This window comes from Clostridium sp. 7_2_43FAA (assembly GCF_000158375.2).
Lineage (GTDB): Bacteria > Bacillota > Clostridia > Clostridiales > Clostridiaceae > Clostridium > Clostridium tertium.
Genome location: NZ_JH815222.1, coordinates 2,411,540 through 2,438,122 on the forward strand (window position 1 = coordinate 2,411,540; position 26,583 = coordinate 2,438,122).

Consider the following 26,583-nt stretch of genomic DNA (forward strand, 5'->3'; position numbering starts at 1 on the left):
ACTATTAGATTGATAATTTTTCTACAAAATAATAAGACTATAATCTTATTTTTAGAAAAACTTAAGATTATAGTCTTTTTAAAACTGATTTTTATTAATATCTTGTAGAGTTTTTTAATTGTCTTTCTATATCTCTCTTATGAGCTTTTTCTAACATGGAATCTCTCTTATCATAATTCTTTTTACCTCTACATAAACCAAGTGCAACCTTTACCTTACCATCTTTTAAATATAATGATAATGGTACTAAAGTAAATCCTTGTTGTGACACAAGTCCTGCAAATCTTGATATTTGCTCTTTATGAAGTAAAAGCTTTCTTTCTCTTAATGGATCAACGTTAAATATATTTCCTTGCTCATAAGGACTTATATGCATACCTTTTATCGTGATTTCACCATTTTCTACATCTGCATAAGATTCTTTTAAATTACATTTTCCTGCTCTTATCGATTTCACTTCAGTTCCAACTAAAGCTATTCCAGCTTCTATGGTTTCTTCTACAAAATAATCGTGCCTAGCTTTTCTATTTTCAGCTAATGTATTACTATTTTTCTTCCTTACCATACTCTCACCACTCATTTTATTTTTATTTTAGTATAACAAAATATTTACAAATTGCGAAGCAATTTATTAATGAAAGAATTAAAAAATGAAAGAATTAAGGTTGTTTTGCTACGCAAAACTTAAACTATAGGTGCCAAGCACTTTCTATTCAAAAATCCTGTAAGGTTTTTACCTTAATTTTTTCATTCCTTCATTTTTTCATTTTTTCATTATTTTACTTTGCAAAATATTACAGTTCTTCACTATCTTCATTATCATCTTCATGGACTAGTTCGCTTTTCATTTCATCTTTTGCTTCTTGAATTTTTTCACTAAGCTTTTCACTAGGTACTATTTCTTCTTTAGGTTGTTCTTCCTCAATTAAATCAAAATAAACTTCTCTGTTATCTATATCAACTCTAGTACATTTAACTTTGATTTCATCACCTAATCTATATACTTTTTTAGTTCTTTCTCCAATTAAACATAAATGAGCTTCATCATAAATATAGTAATCATCATCTAGAGCTGTTATATGAATTAATCCTTCTATTGTATTTGGTAATTCTGCAAATAAACCAAAGGATGTAACTGAAGATATAATTGCTGTAAATTCTTCTCCAATTCTTTCTTGCATATATTCTGCTTTCTTTAAATCATCAACTTCTCTTTCAGCTTCTTGAGCTAATCTTTCCATTTCCGATGATTGTTTTGATGCTATTTCAACTATATTAGTTAATCTTCCCGCTCTTTTTTCATCTATCTTTCCATTTAATTGTTCCTTTATAATTCTATGAATTTGCAAATCAGGATATCTTCTTATTGGTGATGTAAAGTGACAGTAATACTTAGCTGCAAGGCCAAAGTGTCCTACGCATTCTGGTGAGTATTTAGCTTGCATCATTGAACGTAATAAAAGAGTACTTACTACAGTTTCTTCCTTTTTACCTTTTACTTTTTCTAGTATATCCTGAAGAGCTCTTGGATGAGCTTCTTGACCCCATCTCACAATATAACCTAAGTTATATACAAACTCTTTAAATTTTTCTAACTTTTCTTCATCGGGCTCTTCGTGAATTCTATAAACAAATGGAAGATTAGTCCAGAACATATGCTCAGCTATTGTTTCATTACATACAAGCATAAATTCTTCTATTATTCTATTTGCAATAGCTCTGTCATAAGGCTTAATATCTATTGGTTTTCCTAAATCATTTAATATTATCTTAGATTCTTCAAAGTTAAAATCTATAGCTCCTCTTTTTATTCTCTTTTCACGAAGAATATTACATAGCTCTTCCATAGCTTTAAAGTCATCTACTAAGTAATCGTATCTTTTTATAAGTTCTTCATCATTATTTTCTAGAATTTTTGTTACATCTGTATAAGTCATTCTTTCACTAGTCTTAATAACTGATTCTTCAATTTCATGTTGAATCACTTTTCCATTCTTATCAATAACCATAAAGCAACTTAACGCTAATCTATCTACCTTAGGATTTAACGAACAAATACCATTAGATAACTTCTTAGGTAGCATTGGAATTACTCTATCTATTAGATATACTGAAGTAGCTCTTTTTAAAGCTTCTTTATCTAGAGGATTCTTTTCTCTTACATAATGAGATACGTCTGCAATATGAACTCCTAATCTAAACTTACCATTATCAAGTCTTTCTATTGAAACAGCATCATCTAAATCTTTTGCATCTTCACCATCTATTGTTACCATTCTTAAATTTCTAAGATCTTTTCTTCTTGCATATTCTTTAGAATCTATTTCTTCTTCAATATTTTCTGCATAACTTAAAACTTTTTCTGGGAACTCTTCTGGTAATCCATACTTCTTAATTATTGTAAGAATATCTAACCCCTTATCTCCCTTTCTACCTAATACTTCCTTAACTATTCCTTCTGGACTTCTTCTTTTATCTGCCCATTTAACTATTTCACAAATTACTACATCTCCATCTTTAGCTCCATTTCTATCCTTTTTAGAAATAAAGATATCTTGATTTAATCTTGTATCTTCTGGAACTACAAAGCCGAAGTTTCTACTATCCTCATAGACTCCTATGATCTTATTATTAGATCTTTCTAAAACTTCTCTTACTTCTCCTTCTCTCTTTTTACCATTTAAATCTTCTCTTGTTATTTGAACTAAAACCTTATCTCCATTCATAGCTCCATTCATAGATGAACTTGGAATAAAGACATCCTTTTCTCCTTCTGTTTCAGGAAGTAAAAATCCAAATCCTTTTTGATGCACTTGTAACTTACCAGTTATTAACCCAAGTCTTTCAGGCACACCAAACTTATCCTTTTTGGTTCTAACAATTAGGCCTTCTCTTTCCATTGATTTTAAAACTTTTTTAAAAGATTTATACTCCTCAGGATTTATATCAAATACTGCAACCAACTCTTGGATATCCATTGGTCTATATGCTTCCTCTCTCATAAAACTTAATAACGTTTGTTTAATTCCCATATATACGTTTCCTCCATATAATTTAAATCTATTTTAATCTTGTTCTCTTAGTAGCTTATATAATTATTATATGTAAATTCTTAAATCTATATAATTTATAAAACTACAGAACATAAATAATTAATTCCTTCATTTTTCCTATAATTCAACTCGTCTAAATTATTTTTTAAACTCTTAAGTTTTTATTATTTATTAAAATCTTTTTGAGTTTATTTCATAACTCTTTCCTCTTAAGCTAAACTCCTTAAAGTCTATTCTCACACTTCACTATTCTCTAGTTTATCCATCTTCTCTTCATATTACACAATTTCAAGTACTTTCCTATTCACTTCACTAATTTTCCTGTAAATCATTTAATTACCAATATATATTAAATCAAAAAAATGGACATTCAACAACCATCATTGTCAATTGTCCACACCAATTATCAATTATAATTTATTTCTTAATACTCTGATTATTGTAGATTTATTCTACAAACAATCAATTCTCCATAACTCGGCAAGGGCGAATTATTTCCTATACTATTTTACTTTTTTATTCTTTAACTTTTCCCTATAATTCAGCGTGCTGGATTATCTCAACAATTCTCTGCTATACATTAATCTCTTATGACTTTATAGATTTATCTATAAACAACACATTTTTATAATTCAACAAAGGTGAATTACTTCCTTAATTATTTCACTCTTTCCATTTATCTCAGGCAGTATTCTGCAAGTACAGTTTGTAACTCATAAATATCCAAGCTACTATTAAATTGCTTTTCTATTGGCAAAGCTGTTCCTGAAATCCATATCTTTAATTCAGCATCCAAGTCAAAATGTCCAGCAGTTTCAATGCTAAAATGAGTTATTGATTTGTATGGAATCGAATGATATTCAGTCTTCTTTCCTGTCATTCCTTGCTTATCAATTAAAATAAGTCTCTTATTTGTAAAGATAAACATATCTCTTACTAACTTATAAGCTTTTTCTATAGTTTCAGTTGATGCTAATATTTTTCCATATTCTTTTTTTAAAGCTTCTAGATTAACTTCTGAAGCATTTCCCATTAATCCATTAAATATCCCCATAAAAACACTCCTTTTATTTTAAATACTAAATAAATATAAAGAGCCACCTATTATGAAAAGCAGCTCTTGTTATAACATTATATTAAATTTAATACTACTGTATTCACAGCAAATAAAGTCATTGTTACAATTGTTACTTTTAATAGCATAGCTTCCTTTGTTCTAGCTTTATTTTTTGAAAAGAAAGTTTCATTTTTGCTTCCTTGAATAAGTCCACTTAATGCATCTGTTTTACTTGGTTGTAATAATACTGATATTATAATTGCTAACCCTAAGATCACTTCTAATATTAATAAAACATCTTTCATTTTTATACCTCCCATGGTTACTCAAAACGGTCATATTTACATAAATTTATATTAACATATTAAATGCTACATTACAAGTAAATAGTTACAAAATCATACTCTTACATAAAAATCTTGAATAAAAATAAGGATAAGATTTTATAATCTCATCCTTATTTTTTAAATAAATTATTTCTTAATGTTGAAGAATGCTTTTCTTCCTCTGTATTCAGCTACATCGTCTAATTCTTCTTCAATTCTTATTAATTGGTTGTACTTAGCAACTCTTTCAGATCTTGCTGGAGCACCAGTCTTGATTTGACCAGCGTTAACAGCTACAACTAAATCAGCAATTGTAGTATCTTCTGTTTCACCAGATCTGTGAGAAATAACTGCTGTATAACCAGCTCTGTTAGCCATTTCGATAGCATTTAAAGTTTCAGTTAAGGTACCGATTTGGTTTAACTTGATTAGGATTGAGTTACCAACTCCCATGTCGATTCCTCTTTCTAATCTTTCAGTATTAGTAACAAATAAATCATCACCAACTAATTGAACTTTCTTACCTAATCTTTCAGTTATTAGCTTCCAACCTTCCCAATCTTCTTCAGCCATACCATCTTCGATTGAGATAATTGGATATTTGTTAACCCAATCTTCTAAGAAGTCAACCATTTCAGCTGCAGTTAAAGTTTTTCCTTCATGTTCTAATACATACTTTCCATCTTTGTAATATTCTGATGAAGCAGCATCTATAGCTATAAACATGTCTTCTCCAGCTTTGTAACCAGCTTTAGTTATAGCTTCTATAATAACTTCAATAGCCTCTTCGTTTGACTTAAGGTCTGGAGCAAATCCACCTTCATCACCGATAGCTGTTGAATATCCCTTATCATGTAAAGTTTTCTTTAATGTATGGTAAACTTCAGCACACATCTTTAATGCATCGCTAAATGTCTTAGCTCCAACTGGCATAACCATAAATTCTTGTAAATCAACTGAGTTATCAGCATGTGATCCACCATTGATTATGTTCATCATAGGTACTGGTAAAACTTTTGCATTTACTCCACCTACATATTGGTATAATGGTAAATCTAATGATTTTGCAGCTGCATTAGCAACAGCAAGAGAAACACCTAATATAGCGTTAGCACCTAATTTTGCTTTGTTTGGAGTTCCATCTAATTCAATAAGCATTTTATCTATATATGGTTGATCATATACGTTGCATCCAATTAATTCTTCAGCAATTGTATCATTTACGTTTTGAACAGCCTTTAAAACACCTTTTCCTAGGTAGTTATCTTTATCTCCATCTCTTAATTCAACTGCTTCATACATACCAGTTGATGCTCCTGATGGAACTGCTGCTCTTCCTACAGTACCATCTTCTAAATATACTTCAACTTCTACTGTAGGGAAACATCTTGAGTCAAGAATTTGTCTTGCTACAACGTCTACTATTTCACAATAATTTTTCATTACTTTTTCCTCCTTATATTTGAAATGTTTAATTTCTTCACCTATAACTATACCTTTATATTATTTCTTATGAATAATAAATTATTCATAAATCGACACGTATCTAGGGTTTTATGAAAGAAATAACATTTTCTAGCAAATAATAATCATTATCACATTTTCATTATTATTATACCACTTTGCCCATAATTTTCAATATTTATTTATTTGTGTAATCATTTAAAAATAATTATTTTTGTACTTTTAATATTTTACTATTCTAAATCTCACTATTACCATCCTTATTCTTAAATATTTCCTATTTAAATATTAAAATAATTTAAATTTTAAGTTTATTTCTTAACAATTTTTATTATTATATGATAAACTATATTTATCCATTTAAATTTCTCCTTTTGATTTTTAATTAGGTTACCTAAACTAATTGATTATCAAAAGGAGTTTTCCATAATTGATTTAATTTATATATATCGATATATAATTATTTTATAAAACAAAAAGAGCCTTTCTAGGCTCTTTTTACTCTACTTCATCATTTTGTAAGTATTGCTTATATTTCTTTTCCCATTCCCTTGCAACCTTTTTATCAACCAATCTAATATCCTCTAAAAAGCTTTCTAAAACTCCAACTTTATCAAGTCCCTTCATTAGATGCCTTGGATAGTTTACCTTTCTTTTGTAGCATTGCTTTGGATCTATAACCATAACCTTATTATCCCTTGTTATGTAAATATCTCTACATCTAGCATCTAATTTAGTGAATTTAAGCCTTTTAAATTCTTCTATTAAATAATATAGATTTTCTGCAATTTCATAATTAAAACCTTTTTTCTTGATATAATGGTCTAACCTATGTCCTTCAACCTTATCCCTTACTATATAAAACTTACCCATATTATATACCTTTGGAAAATACTTAGATCTACTTACTTTTTTAAGTATCTCCCCTTCTTCTTTGCAACATTTCGATTCTTGAAATATCTTTACTGCTTTATTATCAGGTAACTCATAAACAATACCATTATGACCCTCACCAAGAAAAACGGCTTCCTTAAAAAGCTCTTCAGTTTCAGCATCAAAATCTGCTGAATAAGAATAAGTCCTAGCCATATAACTCTCCCATAAAAATATTATTATTACATCTTATTATTTAAACTTAAATATTATAACAAGTTTCTTTTTTATTTATTAACAAATAGCTTATTAATTAAAAGAGAAAGATTAAAGGAATAACTTCTAGACCTATATTATTAGTCTCTTTTAGCATAGCAATTTTAACCAAGACTTTTACACAGTAGTTCTTCCATATATTAATAAACCCATCTACTTAAGACACTTTTTAGTAGATGGGTTTTTATACTAAGATCAATTTTATAACTCTGCACCTTACTAATTATTCAATTAGTGTTTCATGAACTAAAATTCAATTAGTGCAAATTACTTTTAATAATTCTTCATAACTCTACGTAGGAGAATTATTTCCTTAATTTTTTTCACTTTTTCATTCTTTGCTCTTTCATTAATTAAATATTACTGTTTCTGGTTTTACAGTATCTCCATAGACAGGTGCAAGTGTTGCATCATAAGCTTCTTTAAAGAATCCTTCTTTAATAAGGGTATCTACTTCTTTATTAAGCCATTCTAATAACTCTGCATCTCCTTTTTTAACAGCTGGTGCTATTGCATCTTCTTCACCTAGACTTGAAATATAAGTGTCATACCCTTCATTTTCTCTTGCCCAAGCAAATAATAAAGTATTATCATGAGCTAATGCAGCTCCTCTTCCATCTTTTAATGCAGCAAATGTTTCAGTGTTTTGTTCAAACTTAACTAGTTCAATATCAGGATAGTTTTTTGTAAAATAACTTTCTGCTGTTGTTCCCTTATTTACAAGTAACTTTTTGCCTTTTAAATCATCTACTGATTTTATTGGTGCTCCATCTGGTGAAACCACGCCTAATGAAACCTTCATATATGGAGTTGCAAAATCTACTTTTTCTTTTCTTTCCGGTGTAACTGTAAAGTTAGCTAAGATTATATCAACTTTGTTTGATTGTAAATATTCTACTCTATTTGCAGCTTCAACCAATACAAATTCAACTTTATTTTCATCCCCTAATAAATCCTTTGCTAATCTCTTTGCTAAATAGACATCATATCCTTGGTTTGCTCCTTTTTCATCTACAAATCCAAATGGTGGCTTATCGCTAAACACTCCGATTCTTATCTTGCCTGCTTTTTTTATTACATCTATTGATGCCTTACTTTCTTCTGCCTTACTTCCACATCCAACTAATACCCCCAATGCTATTACTAATGTTAAAATTAATGATAAAAATTTTTTCATTTTATTTACCCCTTCCTTTTTATTATTTATAAAAATCAAATGATGATAAAAAGCTTTTTGCTCTTTCAGTTTTTGGATTTTCAAAAAACTCTTTTGGAGAAGATACTTCTACTATTTTACCTTCCTCCATAAATACAATCTTATCTGCTACATGTTTTGCAAATTCTAATTCATGAGTAACTACGACCATAGTCATACCATTTTGAGCAAGCTCTAATAATACCATTAGAACTTCTCTAACCATTTCTGGATCTAACGCTGCTGTAACTTCATCAAAAAGCATTATTTCTGGATTCATACACAAAGCCCTAACTATTGCTATTCTTTGCTTTTGACCTCCTGAAAGTTCTCTTGGATAAGCATATTTTCTATTAAATAATCCAACTCTTTTTAAAAGTTCATCTGCTTGTTTTTCAGCCTCTTCTTTATTTCTATTTTGGGCCTTAGTCGGTCCAAGCAAAATATTATTTATAACATTCATATGAGGAAATAATTCATAGCTTTGAAAAACCATTCCTATTGTTCCTCTTACCTTTTCAAATTCTACCTCTTTACCTAAAATCCCATAATTGTTTAAGATTATTTCTCCTTCAGTTACATCTTCTAATCCATTTAAACACCTCAAAAATGTACTTTTACCACAACCTGAAGGACCCAAAATTACTACTACTTCGCCTTTTTTCACTTCTAAGTCTATTCCCTTTAATGCTTCTATCTCCCCATAACTTTTCTTTATATTTTTCACTTTAAGCAATATTTCTTCACTCATAAAATCCCCCCTAATTTAGTTTTTTCTCTAAAGCCTTTGCTCCCAACGAAATTGGAAAACAAATTAAAAAATATATTATAAGCAACACACCATAAATCCAAAATGATGCTAGTGGCTCTGTTAATACTGTTCTTTCTATAATTTGCTGTCCAACTTTAACTAAATCAACTGCACCTATTAAAGTCATTAATGTAGTTGTTTTAATCATTCTAGTACTTAAATTTATAATACCTGGCATAACTCTTCTTATACTAACTGGAATAATAATATATCTATAAGTTTTTATCTTATTTAAAGATAATGCCATGGCTGATTCATAATATATTTTAGGAATTGAAGTAATTGCTCCTCTTACTAAATCTCCAATTTCTGCTGTTCCCCATAAAGTAAAAACAATATATCCAACTATAGTAGATTCTAAATGAATATTTAAAAGTGTAGGTACTCCAAAGTAAAACAAAAATAACCACACCATTAATGGAATTATTCTTATACTTTCTAAATATATAGTTGATATTACTTTTACAACCTTTCTTTTACTTGTCATAATTATTCCAAATATAACTCCTAATATAGTTGATAAAACAACAGATATAATAGCCACATTTAAAGTTACTAGTAACCCCTCCATAAGCCTTTTCATATTGTCCACATTAAAAATTATATTATTTCCCAAATTCTCCATGCCTTAACCTCCTCTCTAAAATCCTACTGATTATTGAAATAGGAAGTAATATCATAAGGTAAAATACTACAACTAAGATTAATGCTTCATTTGTTTTATAATACATTCCTATAACATCTTTAGTAACAAACATAAGCTCTGCAACTGCTATTGAGCCTATTATAGATGTTTCCTTTACTAAGAATATACAATTTGCTACTATAGATGGAATTGATATAGAAAAGCTCATTGGCATCACTATATATCTTAAAATTTGTGTTTTACTTAATCCTAAAGCTTGTCCACTTTCTATTTGTGATTTAGCAACTGCATCTATTCCTCCTCTAAAGGATTCTGCCATATAGGCCCCACCTAAAAATGATAGACCTATAACGCCGCAAGCAAATCCACTTAACTTTACTCCAAGCTTAGTTAAGCCATAATAGAGAAAAAATACTTGTATTAAAAGTGGTGTATTCCTTGAAAATTCTATATATCCTTTAGATATTACATTTACCCATTTTATATTAAAATATCTGGCCACTTCTATTATTACTCCAATTAAAATAGATAAGATAATCGATATAATTGCTAATTTTATAGTGATAGCTGTTGCTTGAAAAAAATCTGGTAAACTCCTAATAATAAAATTGAAATCTAGCTCCATAAAATCCCCCCTAAATCTTAAAGCCTTTATAAAAGTTTTCAAAATACTAAATTCTCTTAGATCCATCAAATTTTATATTAAATTTAAATATAATATTCTTAAGAGAATTTATATAAATAAAAAAACTCCCTCTCTTATACTTTATAAGAGACGAAGTCATACTCCGCGGTTCCACTCTAATTGAACATAGTTCCACCTTAAACTTCGCTATAAACGGCGACCCGTTAAAGTACTACTAATATTTCATACTTTAAACTCCGAAGTGCACTTCATATATTACTTTGCCAAAGGATCTCAGCAACTCCTTCTCTCTGTAAGCACTATTAATATACTACTTTCTTCATCTTAGTTTTCCTACTATTCCGATATGTTTAATTAAATTATACTTTATTTCGTTTATTTGTCAATATTTTTTCCATCTATTTATTAAGATTATTTCTATTTTTAGAATTTTAATTTTAATATATGTTAACGATAATAAATAGTTCATTTTTATAGTAAAAATTTCTATAAAAAGCTTTATAAAAATTTCCTAAGAAATAATATATAATCTCAAAACCTATTTTATATAAAATATAATTTATTAAATTTTAAGTAAACTTTATTGCCTTAAAAAGTTAATCTCTTATTTTCACAAAGGGCATCGCGTTTTAAACTGATACCTATGTCAAGGACATTATAAAAAAATGGTTATGCACAAAGAAGATGATTTCTGTACTTAAATAGAAATTTTCACATATTATTTATATATGCATAAAACTAAATATTTTAAAATAAAATTTTGTTACTGCAAAAAAGGGAAGTTCGACTTAGAACTTCCCTTTTTATCAACTAGTATCAAACTTTATGTTCATATAGCCTTTTTTTTATTTTCTGCCTTTATTTATAGATTCCATTTTTCAATTTTTACTATTCCTTCACCTATTAATGTTAAGGTTCTATCTATATAATCATTATAAATTCTAGTGCTAAATACTTCTTCTCCATCATTTAAGAATATTTCTAAAGAAGAATTATCAGAGAATATTCTTATAGAATTAACAGCATCAATTTCTACTGCCCTCATATCTCTACCATATCCTGATTTTCCAAGTTCTAATTTAAATACTTTATTCTTATAGGAAAGAGTACAGTCTTCTCTCAGTGAAATTTGGAATTCTTTTGAGTTTATAAAATCAATTTTTAATTCAAAAGTATTGCTTTCAAATATATCTAAAATAGACTTATCATTTAAAGAAATTTCATTCTTATATGCAACACCTTTTCTTAAAACTTCTAATTCTGCAACAGGAATTTGATATATCTTATCATTCTTTAAAATTAACTCTCTTGGAATTGTTAATTGATGTTGCCAAAATTTATCTATAGTAGGGTTTTTATGCTCAACGGCATCAGGTACCCCCATCCATCCTATGACTATTCTTCTTCCCTTAGAATCTTCAAATGTCTGTGGTGCATAGAAATCAAACCCTCTATCTATTTCAATAAACTCACCTAATTTAAGTTGCGTGTTATCATTAATAAAATTTCCAATAGCATATCCACTTTGATATACATTATTATACTTATAACCGTCTGCTTCCATCCCCTGTGGAGAAAACATTAATATATATTTATCATCTAACTTAAATATATCCGGGCATTCCCACATATATCCCATATTATTTATATTTCTAGCTGGTATTGAATGGAACTCCCAATTGTAAAGGTCATTTGATTTATATAATAAAATACATCCCTTATCATCTTTTGTTCTAGCCCCTAGAACCATATAGTAAATACCATCTTCTTCCCAAACCTTTGGATCTCTAACGTGTAAAGACATATTATTTGGAAAATCACTATTCCTAAGAAGAACTTTCTTTTCTGAGAAATTTACACAATCCTTACTAGTTACTAGAATAACATTTTGTTCTCTTCCAGTTAATATATAATCATGATCTCCTGGATATTTTACATTACCTGTATAGAAAAAATATACTGTATCATCTTTAACTAATGCAGATCCTGAATATACTCCATTTATATCTTCCTTTATATCTGGATAAAGAGCAATATCTCTTTGTTCCCAATTAGCTAAATCTTTAGAAACAGCATGCCCCCAAAATTTTTCTCCTCCTAAAGGACTTAATGGAGAGTATTGATAAAAACAATGATATACCCCATTAAATTCACATAATCCATTTGGATCATTTATCCATCCTACTGGTGGTATTATATGATATTTATTCCTCCATTTATCATTATTAACTAACTCTAAATTTTCACTCATGCATTCCTTTATTTGCTTATCAAATTTAGCTCTTAACATACTTATCTCCCTTTTACTAAACCTAAAACTTCTTCCTTATTTGGTAATGCTCCAATAGCACCCTTCCTACAAACTGTTAAAGCAGCAGTTGCATTTGAAAATGTTAGAAATTCCTTTATTGTTTCTTCTGATAAATCAATTAGACTTTCTAAAGTATGATTTCCTTCTGCAACTTGATATAAAAATGATCCTATAAATGAATCTCCCGCTCCTGTAGTATCTTGAGGATTAACTTTAAAGGACTCTGAAAATACTTTTCCTTTCTTAGTTAAAAACTCTGCTCCATTACTACCTTTAGTATAAATTATAACTTCAACATCCCCTTGTAATAAGCTCTTTAGAGCTTTTTCTTCATCAGATATTCCAGTTATAAATTCTAATTCTTCATCACTAATCTTAACTATATTAGCAAGTGGCAAGAATTCTAAAATAGCTTTTTTACAATCTTCTGCTGTTTTCCATAATGGCAATCTAACGTTTGGATCAAAACTAATTAAGCAATTATTTTTCTTTGCAAACTCTATTGCTTTTTTATTTGCCTTTTTTATTGGCGCATCTATTAAACTTACAGAACAAAAATGTAATATTCCACCTTCTATAAAAATATCTTCTTCTATTTCTGTCTCATTTAACAACATATCTGCACTTGGGTTTCTATAAAATGAAAAATCTCTTTCCCCACCTGCCTTTAATGAAACAAATGCTAGTGCAGTATTAGCTTCATTAGTTCTTAAAACTTTTGAAACATCCACCCCAAGTGGTGTAACTTCTTCTAAAATATGATCACCAAAACCATCCATACCAAGTTTAGTAAGCATTTGTGATTCTCCACCTAATTTTGCTACGGCAGCTGCAACATTAAGTGGAGCTCCACCTGCAACTCTTAAAAAATTACTAACGTCTTTTAAAGCAACACCCTTTTCTTGTGGTATAAAATCTATTAAAGCTTCTCCTATTGAAATTACCTTTTTCATTCTTCTCCTCCTTAAGATTATATAAGGGAACGTTCCCTTATCCATTAAAAATATTTAATTTTTTTATATTTATACTTAATAATTTGTATTATTTATATAAGTTAATTATATCATCACTCTTTTCATAGTATATATATTTTTAATACCCAATTTTTTACTATCACATTGATATAAACATATTTAGCAAGAATTTATTTTAAAATAAAATATAGAATTACTTTTTAATAATGCCTATGTTAAAAACGTTAATTAAAATGTATTAATAAAAGATGATTCCTATTAATATAGAAATCATCTTTTAAATTATCCTACTCTTTTTACTTCCTTTAATAATGGGTATATTTTAAGCTCTAACTTTAATATAATTTTATTATTTTAATCTTAAGCAGCTTCCTCTTTAACTCCCATCATCATAGTAGCTACAAATGCAACCGCTATTGCTATAACCATACCAATTATATAGTTAAACATTGATGTAGAATTTGTTATAGCTATACCAGGAATTCCAGTAACACCAACTGCAGTCATTCCAACTTTCATTGCTACAACATAAGCTCCTCCAACGGCTCCACCAATAGCTGCTCCTATGAAAGGCGTCTTATATCTTAAGTTTACACCAAAAATAGCTGCTTCAGTTATACCAAATAAAGTACTTATTGCTGAAGGAAGTGCAATAGCCTTCATTTTCTTATTCTTCGTTAATAAGAAGGCTGCAAAACATGCTCCACCTTGCGCTACATTTGCCATTGCCCAAATTGGTAATAATGTATTAACACCTGTTTCAGCTAATAAATTAAGCTCTACAGCATGGAAGCTATGATGTATACCTGTGATAACTATTGATGAATATGCACCACCAAATAAAAGCCCAGCTATAATTCCAAGTTTATCTATTGCAAATGTTAAGAATGTACTTATTCCAGCTCCAATTACGTTAGCTGCTGGTCCTATAACTGCTAATGCTAAGAATCCAGTTAATAATACAGTTATTAATGGAGTTAATAAAATATCTAAAATTTCAGGAACAATTTTCCTTGTACCTTTTTCTATATAAGACATAACAAATATAACTAATAATATCGGTAATACCGTCCCTTGATATCCAAGTAATGGCATATCAATCATTCCTAAAACTTTAATAGTTTCATATCCAGTACCTTGTGTCCATGCATTTTGAAGTGAAGGGTGAATCATAATTCCCGCAACAGTTGCAGCTAAAAATGTATTACATCCAAATACTTTTGCTGCACTAATAGCAACTAATATTGGTAAGAAATTGAATGCTGCTGAACTAAACATATCAAGCATCATCCACCACCAAGTTCCTGAATACTCTTCTAATCCAAACTTACCTGCTAATCCTAATAATCCCATTAATAGACCTGCTGCAACTATAGCTGGTATAATCGGAACAAATATATCTGATAATAACTTAGCTAATTTTTGAATAGCATTTAGATTCTTACTTGCTTCTTGTTTTACTTCTGCAGTGCTCATTTCCTTAATTCCAGCAATGTTAGTAAGTTCTGCATATACCTTATTAACAGTACCTTGACCAATTATAATTTGGAACTGTCCACCATTTAAAAATACACCTTTAACAATATCTAGTTTCTCTAGCTCTTCCTTATTAACTAATTTTTGATCCTTTAAAACTAATCTCAATCTTGTTGCACCGTGTGCAGCACTAGTTATATTATCTGGCCCACCGATATACTTTAATATATCTTGAGCTGCTTCATAATAATTGTTTGACTTCATTTTAATTCCTCCGCAAAACTTTTTTATCAATATTTGGTACAAAAGACTTTCATGTTGTGGTAATGTTCCCATGTACCTCATTAAGAGTGGTAATGTTCCCACACATTTCACAAAAAGATTTATTATTTCTAGTAACAATTATAAATAGTTTGCTTAGTATAAACGAATATATAGTTCATATTTAAATCTATTTTTATATACTTTCTTGTAATTTCTATTATAGATGTAACAGTAAAAATAATATTTACTTGTTACTATTTAATATTTTGATGTAGGAACATTCCCACATCAAAACTATTAAACCTTTTCACACGCTCATTATATACTATTTCTTTCTACAAGTAAACAGTCTAATTCAACTTTTTCCTTGTTACTTTTTCCCATCTTATTAATTGTATTTAATTTTCTTAAAACAATCTCTGCAGACCTTTTTCCAGCAGTTTTATAATGGTAATGTACTGTAGTTAAACTTGGAGTAATAAATCTAGATATTCTCGAATCTCCCATCCCTACAACTGCTACATCTTCTGGAATTCTATAGTTTTCTTCCCTTAAATACTTAATAGCTCCCAATGCTAAATTATCAGTTACAGCTACAATTGCAGTAGGCTTATCATTTCCTTCCATCAGTTCTTTTGCTAGTATGTATCCACTACTCTCGTTAAAATCTCCAATCTTAATATTTTCCTCGACTACCTTTATATTATTTTCTTTTAATGTTTTTATATACGCCTCTTTTCTATATAGTCCAACAGCTTTATCATCTTCATAAACTCCAATAAAGCCTATATTCTTATGACCTTTTTCAATTACACATTTGGTAATATCAGAAGTTGCATTAAATTCGTTAAAGAAAACTGAAGAAAATCCCTCTATATCTTGAGCTACAATAACGATTGGTACCTCTAAATTATTCATTATTTCAATATGTTTATCTGTTATTTTAGTTGCCATAAATATTATTCCATCAACTTGATTATACTTAAAAATATTAAGATATTCTAATTCTTTTTCAATATCTAAATTTGTATTTGCTATTAGTATATCATATCCATTAGGTGATAATACCTCTGTTATACCTTCAACTACCCTCGCTGGAGTTTCACTACTTATCTTAGGAACTATTACCCCTATTAAATTTGTCTTCTTTGTTCTCATTCCTTTTGCTTGCCTTTGAGGAGTAAACCCTGTTTCATCAATAACCTTTTTAATTTTATCTCTATTTTCATCACTTACATATCCATCATTTAAATATCTAGATACTGTAGATTTTGAAACACCTGCTAATTTAGCAATATCAATTATATTCAATGCCATTAATTATCCTCCCCTTATAATTTATTACTAATAAAACTCAATTATATTTTAACATTATTTAAGATTTTATCATATTAATTTTTTACAGACTGCTTCCAAAGTTTTAGAAATCTTTAAAAGCAAGGAAACAAGGCAAATTAAGAAAAGTATTCCAGATCCTGATAATTGATATATGATGAGAGACAATAAGCCTTAAAGATTTTTTATCTAGACCTACGAACTGTAGATAGTGAAATAAAAAAGCCCTCTATTTTTAAATAGCGGGCTTTTTTATAAACTGAAAAACAAACCTAAATATATTAAGATTTATTTTTTATCTTTCATTACCTATAAATACTACTCCTAAAGTTCCAGGTCCACCATGAGTTCCTATTACTGCACCTATAGAGTTAATAATAACATCTTTAACTTTAACTTCCTCAAGTATCATTCTTTTTATATCTTCAGCATCTTCTAAACAATCTGCATGACATATAAATATTACTTGATTCTCTGGATTTATTGCTTTTTCTTTTAATTGTTGAACTAAAGATTTTAAAGCTTTTTTTCTTCCCTTTATTTTATCTCCTGGAATAACCTTTCCATCATCATCTATTTTTAAAGTTGGTTTTATCCCAAGTAATCCTCCCACTGCTGCTACTGTACCTGAAATACGTCCCCCTCTTTTCAAGTGATTTAAATCATCTACTGTTATTGCATGAATAACATTCTTTTTAATTGACTCTAAATATTCTACAACTTCATTAATATCTATATTATTTTTTATCATTTCATTTGCTTTATAAACTAAAGATCCTTCTCCAACAGATACACTTAATGAATCAATAACTTTTATATTTGCATTCGAATATTCTTCTAATACCATTTCTCTAGCTGTATATGCACTATTATAAGTTCCACTTAATGCCGAAGATAATCCTATATAAATTATCGACTCTCCTTGCTCTACATACTTCTTAAATACTTCTAAAAAAGTTCCAACATTTACTTGAGTCGTAGATGGCATTGCACCTTCTTTTATCATTTTATAAAAATCTTGGTGCTTTAAAGTTTGTCCTAGATCATCAGGTATAAATTCTCCATTTATATTAACCATAAGTGGTACTACTTCTATATTGTTTTGTTTAATATAATCTAAAGGCAAATCACATGCTGAATCAGTTATAAGTCTAACTTTCATAATATTCAACTCCTACAATTACTTTCGTTTTAGTAATTGATATTATACATTCAAATTTTTTCATTGTCAAATCCTTTGAATATCAAAATATTTTATAGATATATATTACCTTTATTGTCAACCCAAAAGGAAGTCAGTAAAGGATGATATACATCTTTAATATACTAAACAATATAATTCTTTAGCCCTTAAATTTATAAATTTCTTAGGTATTTTAAATTAAATAAACTATGCATACATAATAACAATAATTAATAAAAATTTTTTAATTACTAAACAGTTCCTTACTTAGATTAGTGCTAAAATTCATCCCATGTTGTCTTAACTTATTACTAAACATTATACTTTTCTTTTCTGGTTCAGTATAAGGAATTCTAAAAGGATGATTATAATGCATATAATTTACTAGATTTGTTCCAGCTAAAGTTTCTTGAGTAATATCTATTTTATAGAAAATATACCCTCTTTGTTTTTGAGATTTATAAGGATAATTTATAGCACCTGTAATTTTTTCTTCTTGCCTTTCATCTCCAAATATATCCCTACTTGTAACCATTCCACCATTTAACCTAGGTATTTCAGCTGAATAATTAACCCCATCTTTTTCATATAATAATTTTCCATTTATAACATTTAAAGGCCTTGTGTTACTTATTTCAAAACCATCTTGCCAATAAGGTCCTTCTTCCCCCCAGTTAAAATATTCAATTGCATACATTTCATTACCATAAAGTTCAAAAAATATAGTTGTTACTTGAAAATCAATTCCATCATCATTTAATATAGAATTAAATTTTAAATCTTCACTAAAATATTCAATATTTATTAAATTTTTAAGTTTGCTAATATCCTCGTCTTCTATATCCTTAACAATTTCTATTGGAATTCCTTTATCAATCAGCGTATTTCTAATTCCAAATTCCTTAACAGAAATAACCTCACTTGAATCTAGACTAATATGATTAGAAAATACACAACAAACTCCAACTACAAAAGTAGAAAATAGCATGTATGTATAAATAAGCTTTTTCTTATTAAGTATTTCAATCTTCCTCGAATCTATGTAAATAATAGCTTCAGCGTCGTAACTTAATTTATATAAGGATTTAAAGATATAAAAGTAATAAATAATTATTGGAATATATATAACCCAAATTTGTCCTAATTCTGTTAATGCACAAATAATAATTACAATTCTCCAAATAATTATCCTTAAAATAATATCTTTTTTTAAGATAACTCCTGATTCCTGAAAAATTTTCTTTAACCCTAATCTAAAAATAACAAGAAAACTTAATTGAAAAACTGTAGATACAAATGCTAATATAACAATACCTTTAACGTTAACATTTAATGGTGTATTTAAATATATCAAATTTAACACTCGAAATATCATATTTATTATAGAAAAGATCCAAGCTAAGTTAAGAGCTTTATTTTCCTTTCGCAAGTTGTGAAATCCAATATATAAAAGTACTGCTCCTATAGAAGGTAAAATATATTGTAAATAAAAAAAATCAAAAGTCATTAAAGTAAACATAAAGCCAATTGTAATATTTTTCATAGATTCATACCAGAAGCTTTTTAAATTTGTTTCTTCTAAAACTATTGATTCCCTCTTAAAATATTGCTCTATAAATTTCGTTTTTCCCATCTCCTTTATTTCTAAATTTCATGATTAATATAATTCCAAATAGTATTCTTTTAAAATCTATCACTTAAAATTAATTATATCACATTTATACCAAATATTGTTTTATTATCCAGATAACTTACTTATTTATATTTAATTATGTATAACTTTAAATTGCTTTTGCTAATAGAAATTTAGAATACATGGATATTTTCATATAATAATTAATAATGGAAAATATCATAGAGCTTTTAAAAGATATGGTTACAAAAATTAACGTAAGTGATTCAATAATTGATTCTACCTCAAGACTACCTACTGAAGAAATACCTTTTTATTGCTTTGATAACACTCTATAAATTTGACTTCTTAAATTTTAACAAAAGTAAAAGGACACTCACTATAAAGGAGTGTCCTTTTACTTTTTATTCTTATTACTTATTTACTATTAAACATTCTCCAGTCATTTCTTCTGGTTTTGAAAGACCCATTTCATTTAACATAGTAGGAGCTATATCTGCTAGCTTACCTTCTTTTAATGTTCTTCCTTCAGTTCTGTTTGAAACCCAAATGAATGGAACTGGATCTGTAGTATGTGCTGTAAATGGATTTCCTGTTGAGAAATCTATCATAGTTTCTGCATTACCGTGGTCAGCAGTTATAAATAAAGTTCCGTCTTTTTCTAGAATCTTATTTGCAACCTTTCCTAAGCATTCATCTACAACTTCAATAGCTTTTACAGCTGCTTCCATTACTCCTGTATGTCCAACCATATCTGGGTTAGCATAGTTTAGAATAATCATATCATACTTATCTTCATTAATTCTATTAATTAATTCTTCTGTTACTTCATAAGCACTCATTTCTGGCTTTAAGTCATAAGTAGCAACCTTAGGTGATGCTATAAGCGCTCTATCTTCACCTGGATTTTCCTTTTCAACTCCACCATTAAAGAAGAATGTAACGTGAGCATATTTTTCTGTTTCTGCAATTCTCAATTGATTTAATCCATTGTTTGATACATATTCTCCTAAAGTATTAGTAATACTTTCTGGTCTGTATGCAACATGTACTCCTTCTAAAGTCTTATCATATTGAGTCATTGTAACAAATGTTAAGTTTAAAGTTTCTCTCTTAAATCCTGCAAAATCTTTATCATTTATTGCTCTAGTTATTTCTCTAGCTCTATCTGGTCTAAAGTTAAAGAATATTACTGAATCTCCATTTTTAATCATTCCATTTGAATCTACAACAGCCGGTAATACGAACTCATCTGTTTTATTATCGTGGTATGATTTTTCTATTGCTTCTACTGCTGAAGCTGCAATTTCACCTTTTCCAAGTACCATTGCATTGTAAGCAAGTTCAACTCTTTCCCATCTGTTATCTCTATCCATTGCATAGTATCTTCCTGCAACAGTAGCTATCTTACCTACACCAATTTCCTTCATGTAGTTTTCTAGCTCTATTATAAAATCTTTTCCTGATGATGGTGGAACGTCTCTTCCATCCATGAAGCAGTGAACATATACATTTTGTAATCCAGCTTCTTTAGCTAGCTTTAATAATCCTTTTAAGTGATCTATATGTGAGTGAACTCCACCATCTGATAATAATCCCATTAAGTGAAGTGCTGCATTATTTTCTTTAGCATTGTTAACAGCAAGAGTTAATGCATCATTTTTGAAGAATCCACCTTCACTAATTTCTTTAGTTATTCTAGTTAATTCTTGATATATAATTCTTCCTGCACCTATATTTAAATGACCAACTTCTGAGTTACCCATTTGTCCATCTGGTAATCCAACATATAATCCACTAGCTTGTAATTGAGTGTGTGGATATTTTTCCATTAATCCACTAAAGTTTGGTTTATTAGCTGCTTCAACAGCATTTCCATCTGACTTTGGAGCTATTCCAAAGCCATCTAATATCATTAACATTACAGGTTTCTTCGCCATAATTCCCTCCAAATTTTTATCAAAATCTATATTTGACAATATTCTAATATTATCTTTCTTAATTTATATCTATATTATACTATAATTAGTGACCTTAAACAATAAAAGCACTGATGAGGTAAACCTTTGCAGAAAATTATTTTAACTCTATAAAACATATTTTAGAATATTTTCTAAAAATTTAAATTTTTTTTGTTTCTCCAAAACCATTTTATACTCTAATATAAATTTTAAATTATTTATTTTTGATAAAACTTGTATTTAAATTAATGATATTTAGATAAGTTACATTTTTTCCCCATTATTATAAGTTCAGAAATAGCAAATTCTTCTTTATTACTAAATTCTATAACTATTTCTTTGGTATTAACTTCATCAAAAGAAATTATAGTAGCTTCTCCTGGTAATTTTGCCAAACTAGAATCAATTCCTTTAAATGTTTTATTTTTTGAAACTTTTATTTTCTTTATCTCTGGTCTTTTACCTTCTTCTACATTCCCATATATAAGTATATCTGTAGCTTTTATTTCCTCTTTTAATTTTATAGTCAATTTATTTTTCCCCTTACCACTCCATTCATAATCTTCAAAATTATTATGATAAACTATTTCTCCATCATATAATAATTTTTCATCTTTTTCTGATTCACCTTCTACTTCTATAGATTCTATTAAATCATTAAGATTATCGCTGCTGCCAGTTCCTGATGGTAAAGGTTGGGGTGTTACACTTGGACCATTTATATACATTGTTCCATCTTCTCTAAATCCAAGTTTATCTATATTTATCGTCCTTCTACTTCCTCCATCTTCTGGATTCATATGTGTATGATACACTGAATATATTTCCTTACCATCTTTTGATTTTGTAACAGAATTATGACCTGAACCCGAAACATGTGTCCACTCTATTTCACTTGTTAAAACTGGATTATTTTCATATTTTTCAAATGGTCCTAAAGGATTATCAGAAACAGCATAACCTATAGAATATAATTTATCCCAGTATGGATGAGCTGAATACATTAAATAATATCTATCATTTTCCTTCAAGATTGTTGGACCTTCATTCCATACCCATTCCCCTGGGACATCTTCCCATTCTTGTTCTGGAGTAGTTAACAATACTGGTTCTCCTTTGAAAGTTACCATATCATCACTTAACTCTACCCCATATATTTGACTAGTATTTTTCCCATTTATCTGATTTGTAGAGCAATCTTTAACATAATAAAGATACATTTTACCATCTTCCATAAGTATATTTGCATCAATAACTGCAAATTCTTCACCTATTATAGGTCTATTTGTTATATCTTCAAAAGGTCCATATGGATTATCGCTAGCAGCAACCCCTAACCCAAGATTTTTTGTTTCTCTATCTCTTGCAGTGTAATACATATAGTACTTGCCATTTTTATAATATACCTCAGGAGCCCAGTAATCTCTATTGGACCAGCTTCCCCTTTTAGCCATATAGGCAACTCCAACTTCTTTCCAAGTAATTAAATCATCTGATTCCCAAGCTAGATATCCAGACGCTTGAATTTTATCACTTGTTCCATATGCATAATACTTTCCATCCTCAGTTCTTAATACAAAAGGATCTGCTATTAAATCTATATTTTGTGGATTAGTATAAAACTTACTTTGATCATAGTTATCTGAGGTAACTTGAATAAAACTATCTCCTTTACCCTCACAACTAATTAAAGTTCTAACTACTCCTACAAGAATACAGCCTACTAATATTTTTTTATATTTCTTCATTTTTGCCTCCACAACAATTATTCGATTTGTTAAGTTATATTAATATTACTTCTCTGAGATTTAATATATACAAACAGTATTACGTTATTTAATTTCTAAATTTTTAATATAAATCTTTGAACCATCTGCTCTAAAGCCAATTTTTCCATGAGTATTTAAATTCAAATCATCATAAGATAATACTTCCTCATCATTAAGCTTAACAAGTATTGTATTTTCTTTAATCTCTATTTTAAAGTTATTGAACTCTTTTTGATTTATTTTAACTTCTGTGCTTATCAATTCTTCTCTTCCATAATTTAATTTATACAATGTCAGTTTTTCTTCTTGAACTTGTAGATAATATCCAAGCATCGAATCAGTCACTTGCTCTTTATATACAGATTCATTTGTTGCATTAAAATAAATTCCAACATCATTTATTACATTTCCTAAAGCAAAATCAACAGATAATGACTGTATCTTAAATTCATCGTTTCCATAAAATGCTCTATTTATTTCATCCCCTAAATTTTCAGTTGCATCATTCAAGCTTGTCCATCCTGCTATCAAATTCCATTCTGCATCACTTGGTACCTTAGATAAATTATTTTCATACTTTACCTTTGCGTTTACTTTATAAGTGTCTAGACTTTCAATATTTAATGCACCTTCTCTTAACTTTAACTCTATTTGATGATAACCTTTTTTTAGCTTCATTTCTCCTAAGTATTTTTTAAACCACTCATTACTATTTTCATTTCCATCTATAGTACATGTTAAAGCTTTTTTCCCATCAACTAATATATCTACTTTTCCATTTGTATCAGCACTCTTTATTATTGCATCTACTCCATAATTGTAATCTTCTTTTATATTTATGTTATACAATACTGATTTGCCTTTTTCATTTAATGTAATTGCTGAAATACTATCTCTATATTCTATTGTAGGTATTTCATAATCACTTCCACTGTAATGTATTGCATCTATTATACCTGGAATAGCCTTAATAGTCTTACTATCACTTGTTCCAAATGACTCATTCGTAAATGCTAAAAACGAATAATCTGCTTGATTCTTTGCGTATTTATATCCAATTGAACCTGCTTTAAATCCATTATCTGTAGTTAATACTTTTATATTATCTAAAAGTACTTCTGTCTTATTTGGATTATTTTTTATCCTTATAGTATGCATCTTACTAAAATCAAATTTATATGGTAACGTATTTTCACTAATCAATGATTCATTACCATTTTCTATTGATTTCATAGACACTTTATTAGCATCGATATCTATATTAATTTCTCCGTAATTTTTACTATCTTTATATGATGTAACTATACAGACATTACTATCTCTTACATTTGAAAAAGAAAATTCAGCAGTAAATACTTCACTTGTTTCATCATTTGAAACAGTAAATTTTTCTTCTCCTTCTTCTATATCTTTCATTTTATTATCTGTATCATTATTTACCCATGTGTAAAACTGAGGCATATTAGGGCTTGGTTGATTAAAATTCGTAGGTCCCAAAACAGACATTTTTTCACCATTAAAAACTAATCTATCTATATTTAACTTTCTTAGTGGAAACCCCTTTTCTCCCACTAAATTATGATATGTGATATAGTAAGAATCTAAATCCGGCCCTAAAACACTCGAGCTGTGTCCTAATGCATTAAAGTCTTCTGAAGTATTAATTAATATAGGATTATTAACCCCTTCTTTATATCCAGTAATAGGAGATTCTACTGATGTAGAGTAATTCACTCTATATCCAGTACTTTTAACATGATTTCCTGTATAAGTCATATAGTATATGTCATCTCTTTTTATAACACTAGGCCCCTCTGTCCACCAGTTCATAAATGTATTATCAACGACCTTTGTTTCTTCTACTTCAGTTGGAGATTTCATAGGCGCAGCCATTATACCTTTAGGTGATGCATAATAAAAATACCACTTTGCATTATCATCTATAAAGACACTACCATCTATGCTCATACCAATATTATCTGATATTAATTTAAATGGTCCTGTAGGTGAATCACTTTGTAGTACATAATGTCCTTTACCAGCTGGAGATGTATACATATAAAAATATCCATCCCAATATATTACTTCTGGTGCATATGCTCCTAGTGTTTTCTTTTCCTCTGTAACTAGTCCCTCATACTTCCAATCCACTAAATTATCTGAACTCCAACATTTTACCCCTATCTTATAATCATGAGTTGATACATATAAATAATATCTTCCATCATACCTTAAGATATATGGATCTCCTATTCCATAGCCATCTTCCCATTCATCCTCTAAAGTAAAACTATTTAGATATTCATTTTCAACATTAATATTGTTCTCATTACCCACATATTTTGATGTACATCCCGTCATTAGCACCGTTGTAATCAACAAACTCACAGTTAACCTCCTCATAATACCCTCCATTTAAAGCATTACTTTTTTTAATCTATCTTTTTAATAATAATAAACAACATTAATGCTTATTAATATTAGGAACTAATATTAAGCTTAATATTCCCTTAATAAAACCACATTAGTTATTAATCATATTAATATAAGTTCTTTTACCATTAACACTTTTATATTCATTTCAGAAATACAAAAAGCCAGATATGTTTTAAATACATCTTTCAATATATTTTTATACACTCTAGCTATGACTTTAAGTATATAGGATTTTATAAGATCCAATTATTTTTTTAATTTACTAATCCATTATTAATTTTTAAAATAGCTTTATTTTTAGATAGCATAATTACTCCTGAAACCATAAATAAAATAGCAGAAACTATATCCATAAAGAAGTAAGAAATTAGTGAACAAACAATAAGCCAAATTCCTTTTCCTTTTTCAACCACATTATTTTTAGTTTTTTTATAAATATATAGATTTACTAATCCCATAGCCATAAATAGAAATCCTATAGTAGTTGTAACTATATAAACATTATCTAATAGTAATTGAATAGATGTAATATCTACTTGCGAAATATCTCCTAGCCCTACTCCTTTAGTTTTTATATACGTTGCATAAATAAATATAGTAGCTAGTCCAGATAGTAATTGCCATATTGAACCTATAAGAATCATATTTCTTTCAAGCTTTCTATTTAATACTTTCATAATTATGCCTCCAAATTTATAATATATAGTTGAGCCTGTCGCAGAAAATCACTTAATGCAAAATGTAGAATGTAAAATTTAAAATCGATGTGGTATTTCATATTAAAATACTTAAATTTATATTATTCAAAACTACTTTCAATAGATTTTACCTTAATTCCATATTCTAAATTTTGCATTTTTATTTATGCGACAGCTCCACTTATTTCAAAGAAAG

21 protein-coding genes and 1 other annotated feature are annotated in these 26,583 nt (G+C 28.5%); of the genes, 1 reads left to right on the plus strand and 20 read right to left on the minus strand.

Annotated elements, in window-relative coordinates:
- Window positions 1–94 precede the first annotated feature (94 nt).
- The 16 genes from smpB to CSBG_RS18605 form a co-directional block, all read right to left on the minus strand.
- Window positions 95–565 carry an SsrA-binding protein SmpB gene (smpB, locus tag CSBG_RS12860; protein WP_008680161.1) on the minus strand — a complete coding sequence of 157 codons (471 nt, stop codon included), beginning with the start codon at window positions 563–565 and terminating at the stop codon, window positions 95–97.
- Window positions 566–794: 229 nt separating this feature from the next.
- Entirely contained in the window at window positions 795–3,032 is a 2,238-nt protein-coding gene (gene rnr / locus CSBG_RS12865) for a ribonuclease R (RefSeq protein WP_008680162.1), read from the minus strand.
- 697 nt (window positions 3,033–3,729) lie between these two features.
- Entirely contained in the window at window positions 3,730–4,107 is a 378-nt protein-coding gene (locus tag CSBG_RS12870; RefSeq protein ID WP_008680164.1) for a PH domain-containing protein, read from the minus strand.
- Window positions 4,108–4,184: 77 nt separating this feature from the next.
- Window positions 4,185–4,415 (minus strand): preprotein translocase subunit SecG, encoded by a 231-nt coding sequence (secG, locus tag CSBG_RS12875; protein WP_008680166.1) that lies wholly within the window; start codon window positions 4,413–4,415, stop codon window positions 4,185–4,187.
- 168 nt (window positions 4,416–4,583) lie between these two features.
- Window positions 4,584–5,879 (minus strand): phosphopyruvate hydratase, encoded by a 1,296-nt coding sequence (gene eno / locus CSBG_RS12880; protein ID WP_008680168.1) that lies wholly within the window; start codon window positions 5,877–5,879, stop codon window positions 4,584–4,586.
- A gap of 519 nt (window positions 5,880–6,398) precedes the next feature.
- A complete protein-coding gene (locus CSBG_RS12885) occupies window positions 6,399–6,989 on the minus strand; it encodes a hypothetical protein (protein ID WP_008680169.1) in 591 nt (196 codons plus the stop codon).
- 409 nt (window positions 6,990–7,398) lie between these two features.
- Entirely contained in the window at window positions 7,399–8,226 is an 828-nt protein-coding gene (locus tag CSBG_RS12890; RefSeq protein WP_008680171.1) for a transporter substrate-binding domain-containing protein, read from the minus strand.
- A gap of 22 nt (window positions 8,227–8,248) precedes the next feature.
- Window positions 8,249–8,995 (minus strand): amino acid ABC transporter ATP-binding protein, encoded by a 747-nt coding sequence (locus tag CSBG_RS12895; RefSeq protein ID WP_008680173.1) that lies wholly within the window; start codon window positions 8,993–8,995, stop codon window positions 8,249–8,251.
- A gap of 10 nt (window positions 8,996–9,005) precedes the next feature.
- Window positions 9,006–9,680, minus strand: a complete 675-nt coding sequence (locus tag CSBG_RS12900; RefSeq protein ID WP_008680175.1) for an amino acid ABC transporter permease — start codon at window positions 9,678–9,680, stop codon at window positions 9,006–9,008.
- Window positions 9,661–10,326, minus strand: coding sequence for an amino acid ABC transporter permease (locus tag CSBG_RS12905; protein WP_008680177.1), 666 nt, complete (start codon window positions 10,324–10,326; stop codon window positions 9,661–9,663). Before CSBG_RS12905 ends, CSBG_RS12900 begins: the two co-directional genes overlap by 20 nt.
- A gap of 143 nt (window positions 10,327–10,469) precedes the next feature.
- Window positions 10,470–10,682, minus strand: a binding site (T-box leader).
- Between the two features lie 527 nt (window positions 10,683–11,209).
- Window positions 11,210–12,637: a glycoside hydrolase family 32 protein gene (locus CSBG_RS12910; protein WP_008680179.1), complete on the minus strand. Its 1,428-nt coding sequence runs from the start codon at window positions 12,635–12,637 to the stop codon at window positions 11,210–11,212.
- Between the two features lie 2 nt (window positions 12,638–12,639).
- Window positions 12,640–13,611, minus strand: a complete 972-nt coding sequence (locus CSBG_RS12915) for a carbohydrate kinase (RefSeq protein WP_008680181.1) — start codon at window positions 13,609–13,611, stop codon at window positions 12,640–12,642.
- A gap of 381 nt (window positions 13,612–13,992) precedes the next feature.
- The gene (locus tag CSBG_RS12920) at window positions 13,993–15,372 is read right to left on the minus strand and encodes a sucrose-specific PTS transporter subunit IIBC (protein WP_035285373.1); all 1,380 of its coding nucleotides are present in this window, start codon (window positions 15,370–15,372) and stop codon (window positions 13,993–13,995) included.
- A gap of 318 nt (window positions 15,373–15,690) precedes the next feature.
- Complete coding sequence (locus tag CSBG_RS12925) at window positions 15,691–16,689, minus strand: LacI family DNA-binding transcriptional regulator (RefSeq protein ID WP_008680185.1); 999 nt, start codon at window positions 16,687–16,689, stop codon at window positions 15,691–15,693.
- Between the two features lie 313 nt (window positions 16,690–17,002).
- Entirely contained in the window at window positions 17,003–17,869 is an 867-nt protein-coding gene (locus CSBG_RS12930) for a DegV family protein (RefSeq protein ID WP_008680187.1), read from the minus strand.
- A gap of 265 nt (window positions 17,870–18,134) precedes the next feature.
- On the minus strand, window positions 18,135–19,523 hold the full coding sequence (locus CSBG_RS18605) for a hypothetical protein (protein ID WP_008680189.1): 1,389 nt from the start codon (window positions 19,521–19,523) through the stop codon (window positions 18,135–18,137).
- A gap of 209 nt (window positions 19,524–19,732) precedes the next feature.
- On the opposite strand from CSBG_RS18605, the gene CSBG_RS18990 reads away from it, so the two are divergent.
- On the plus strand, window positions 19,733–19,861 hold the full coding sequence (locus tag CSBG_RS18990; RefSeq protein ID WP_276508058.1) for a hypothetical protein: 129 nt from the start codon (window positions 19,733–19,735) through the stop codon (window positions 19,859–19,861).
- A gap of 75 nt (window positions 19,862–19,936) precedes the next feature.
- On the opposite strand, the gene gpmI is transcribed toward CSBG_RS18990, so the two are convergent.
- The 4 genes from gpmI to CSBG_RS12955 form a co-directional block, all read right to left on the minus strand.
- Window positions 19,937–21,463, minus strand: a complete 1,527-nt coding sequence (gene gpmI, locus CSBG_RS12940; RefSeq protein WP_008680190.1) for a 2,3-bisphosphoglycerate-independent phosphoglycerate mutase — start codon at window positions 21,461–21,463, stop codon at window positions 19,937–19,939.
- 266 nt (window positions 21,464–21,729) lie between these two features.
- Complete coding sequence (locus tag CSBG_RS17800) at window positions 21,730–23,232, minus strand: glycoside hydrolase family 43 protein (protein WP_008680191.1); 1,503 nt, start codon at window positions 23,230–23,232, stop codon at window positions 21,730–21,732.
- Between the two features lie 84 nt (window positions 23,233–23,316).
- Window positions 23,317–25,641: a family 43 glycosylhydrolase gene (locus CSBG_RS12950; protein WP_167507309.1), complete on the minus strand. Its 2,325-nt coding sequence runs from the start codon at window positions 25,639–25,641 to the stop codon at window positions 23,317–23,319.
- Between the two features lie 302 nt (window positions 25,642–25,943).
- Complete coding sequence (locus CSBG_RS12955; protein ID WP_008680194.1) at window positions 25,944–26,366, minus strand: hypothetical protein; 423 nt, start codon at window positions 26,364–26,366, stop codon at window positions 25,944–25,946.
- Window positions 26,367–26,583: the final 217 nt, after the last annotated feature.

What these genes read in the sequence shown, in the direction of transcription:
- smpB (WP_008680161.1), bottom strand. Translation starts at nt 565, where the DNA reads ATGGTAAGGAAGAAAAATAGTAATACATTAGCTGAAAATAGAAAAGCT.
- rnr (WP_008680162.1), bottom strand. Translation starts at nt 3,032, where the DNA reads ATGGGAATTAAACAAACGTTATTAAGTTTTATGAGAGAGGAAGCATAT.
- CSBG_RS12870 (WP_008680164.1), bottom strand. Translation starts at nt 4,107, where the DNA reads ATGGGGATATTTAATGGATTAATGGGAAATGCTTCAGAAGTTAATCTA.
- secG (WP_008680166.1), bottom strand. Translation starts at nt 4,415, where the DNA reads ATGAAAGATGTTTTATTAATATTAGAAGTGATCTTAGGGTTAGCAATT.
- eno (WP_008680168.1), bottom strand. Translation starts at nt 5,879, where the DNA reads ATGAAAAATTATTGTGAAATAGTAGACGTTGTAGCAAGACAAATTCTT.
- CSBG_RS12885 (WP_008680169.1), bottom strand. Translation starts at nt 6,989, where the DNA reads ATGGCTAGGACTTATTCTTATTCAGCAGATTTTGATGCTGAAACTGAA.
- CSBG_RS12890 (WP_008680171.1), bottom strand. Translation starts at nt 8,226, where the DNA reads ATGAAAAAATTTTTATCATTAATTTTAACATTAGTAATAGCATTGGGG.
- CSBG_RS12895 (WP_008680173.1), bottom strand. Translation starts at nt 8,995, where the DNA reads ATGAGTGAAGAAATATTGCTTAAAGTGAAAAATATAAAGAAAAGTTAT.
- CSBG_RS12900 (WP_008680175.1), bottom strand. Translation starts at nt 9,680, where the DNA reads ATGGAGAATTTGGGAAATAATATAATTTTTAATGTGGACAATATGAAA.
- CSBG_RS12905 (WP_008680177.1), bottom strand. Translation starts at nt 10,326, where the DNA reads ATGGAGCTAGATTTCAATTTTATTATTAGGAGTTTACCAGATTTTTTT.
- CSBG_RS12910 (WP_008680179.1), bottom strand. Translation starts at nt 12,637, where the DNA reads ATGTTAAGAGCTAAATTTGATAAGCAAATAAAGGAATGCATGAGTGAA.
- CSBG_RS12915 (WP_008680181.1), bottom strand. Translation starts at nt 13,611, where the DNA reads ATGAAAAAGGTAATTTCAATAGGAGAAGCTTTAATAGATTTTATACCA.
- CSBG_RS12920 (WP_035285373.1), bottom strand. Translation starts at nt 15,372, where the DNA reads ATGAAGTCAAACAATTATTATGAAGCAGCTCAAGATATATTAAAGTAT.
- CSBG_RS12925 (WP_008680185.1), bottom strand. Translation starts at nt 16,689, where the DNA reads ATGGCATTGAATATAATTGATATTGCTAAATTAGCAGGTGTTTCAAAA.
- CSBG_RS12930 (WP_008680187.1), bottom strand. Translation starts at nt 17,869, where the DNA reads ATGAAAGTTAGACTTATAACTGATTCAGCATGTGATTTGCCTTTAGAT.
- CSBG_RS18605 (WP_008680189.1), bottom strand. Translation starts at nt 19,523, where the DNA reads ATGGGAAAAACGAAATTTATAGAGCAATATTTTAAGAGGGAATCAATA.
- CSBG_RS18990 (WP_276508058.1), top strand. Translation starts at nt 19,733, where the DNA reads ATGGAAAATATCATAGAGCTTTTAAAAGATATGGTTACAAAAATTAAC.
- gpmI (WP_008680190.1), bottom strand. Translation starts at nt 21,463, where the DNA reads ATGGCGAAGAAACCTGTAATGTTAATGATATTAGATGGCTTTGGAATA.
- CSBG_RS17800 (WP_008680191.1), bottom strand. Translation starts at nt 23,232, where the DNA reads ATGAAGAAATATAAAAAAATATTAGTAGGCTGTATTCTTGTAGGAGTA.
- CSBG_RS12955 (WP_008680194.1), bottom strand. Translation starts at nt 26,366, where the DNA reads ATGAAAGTATTAAATAGAAAGCTTGAAAGAAATATGATTCTTATAGGT.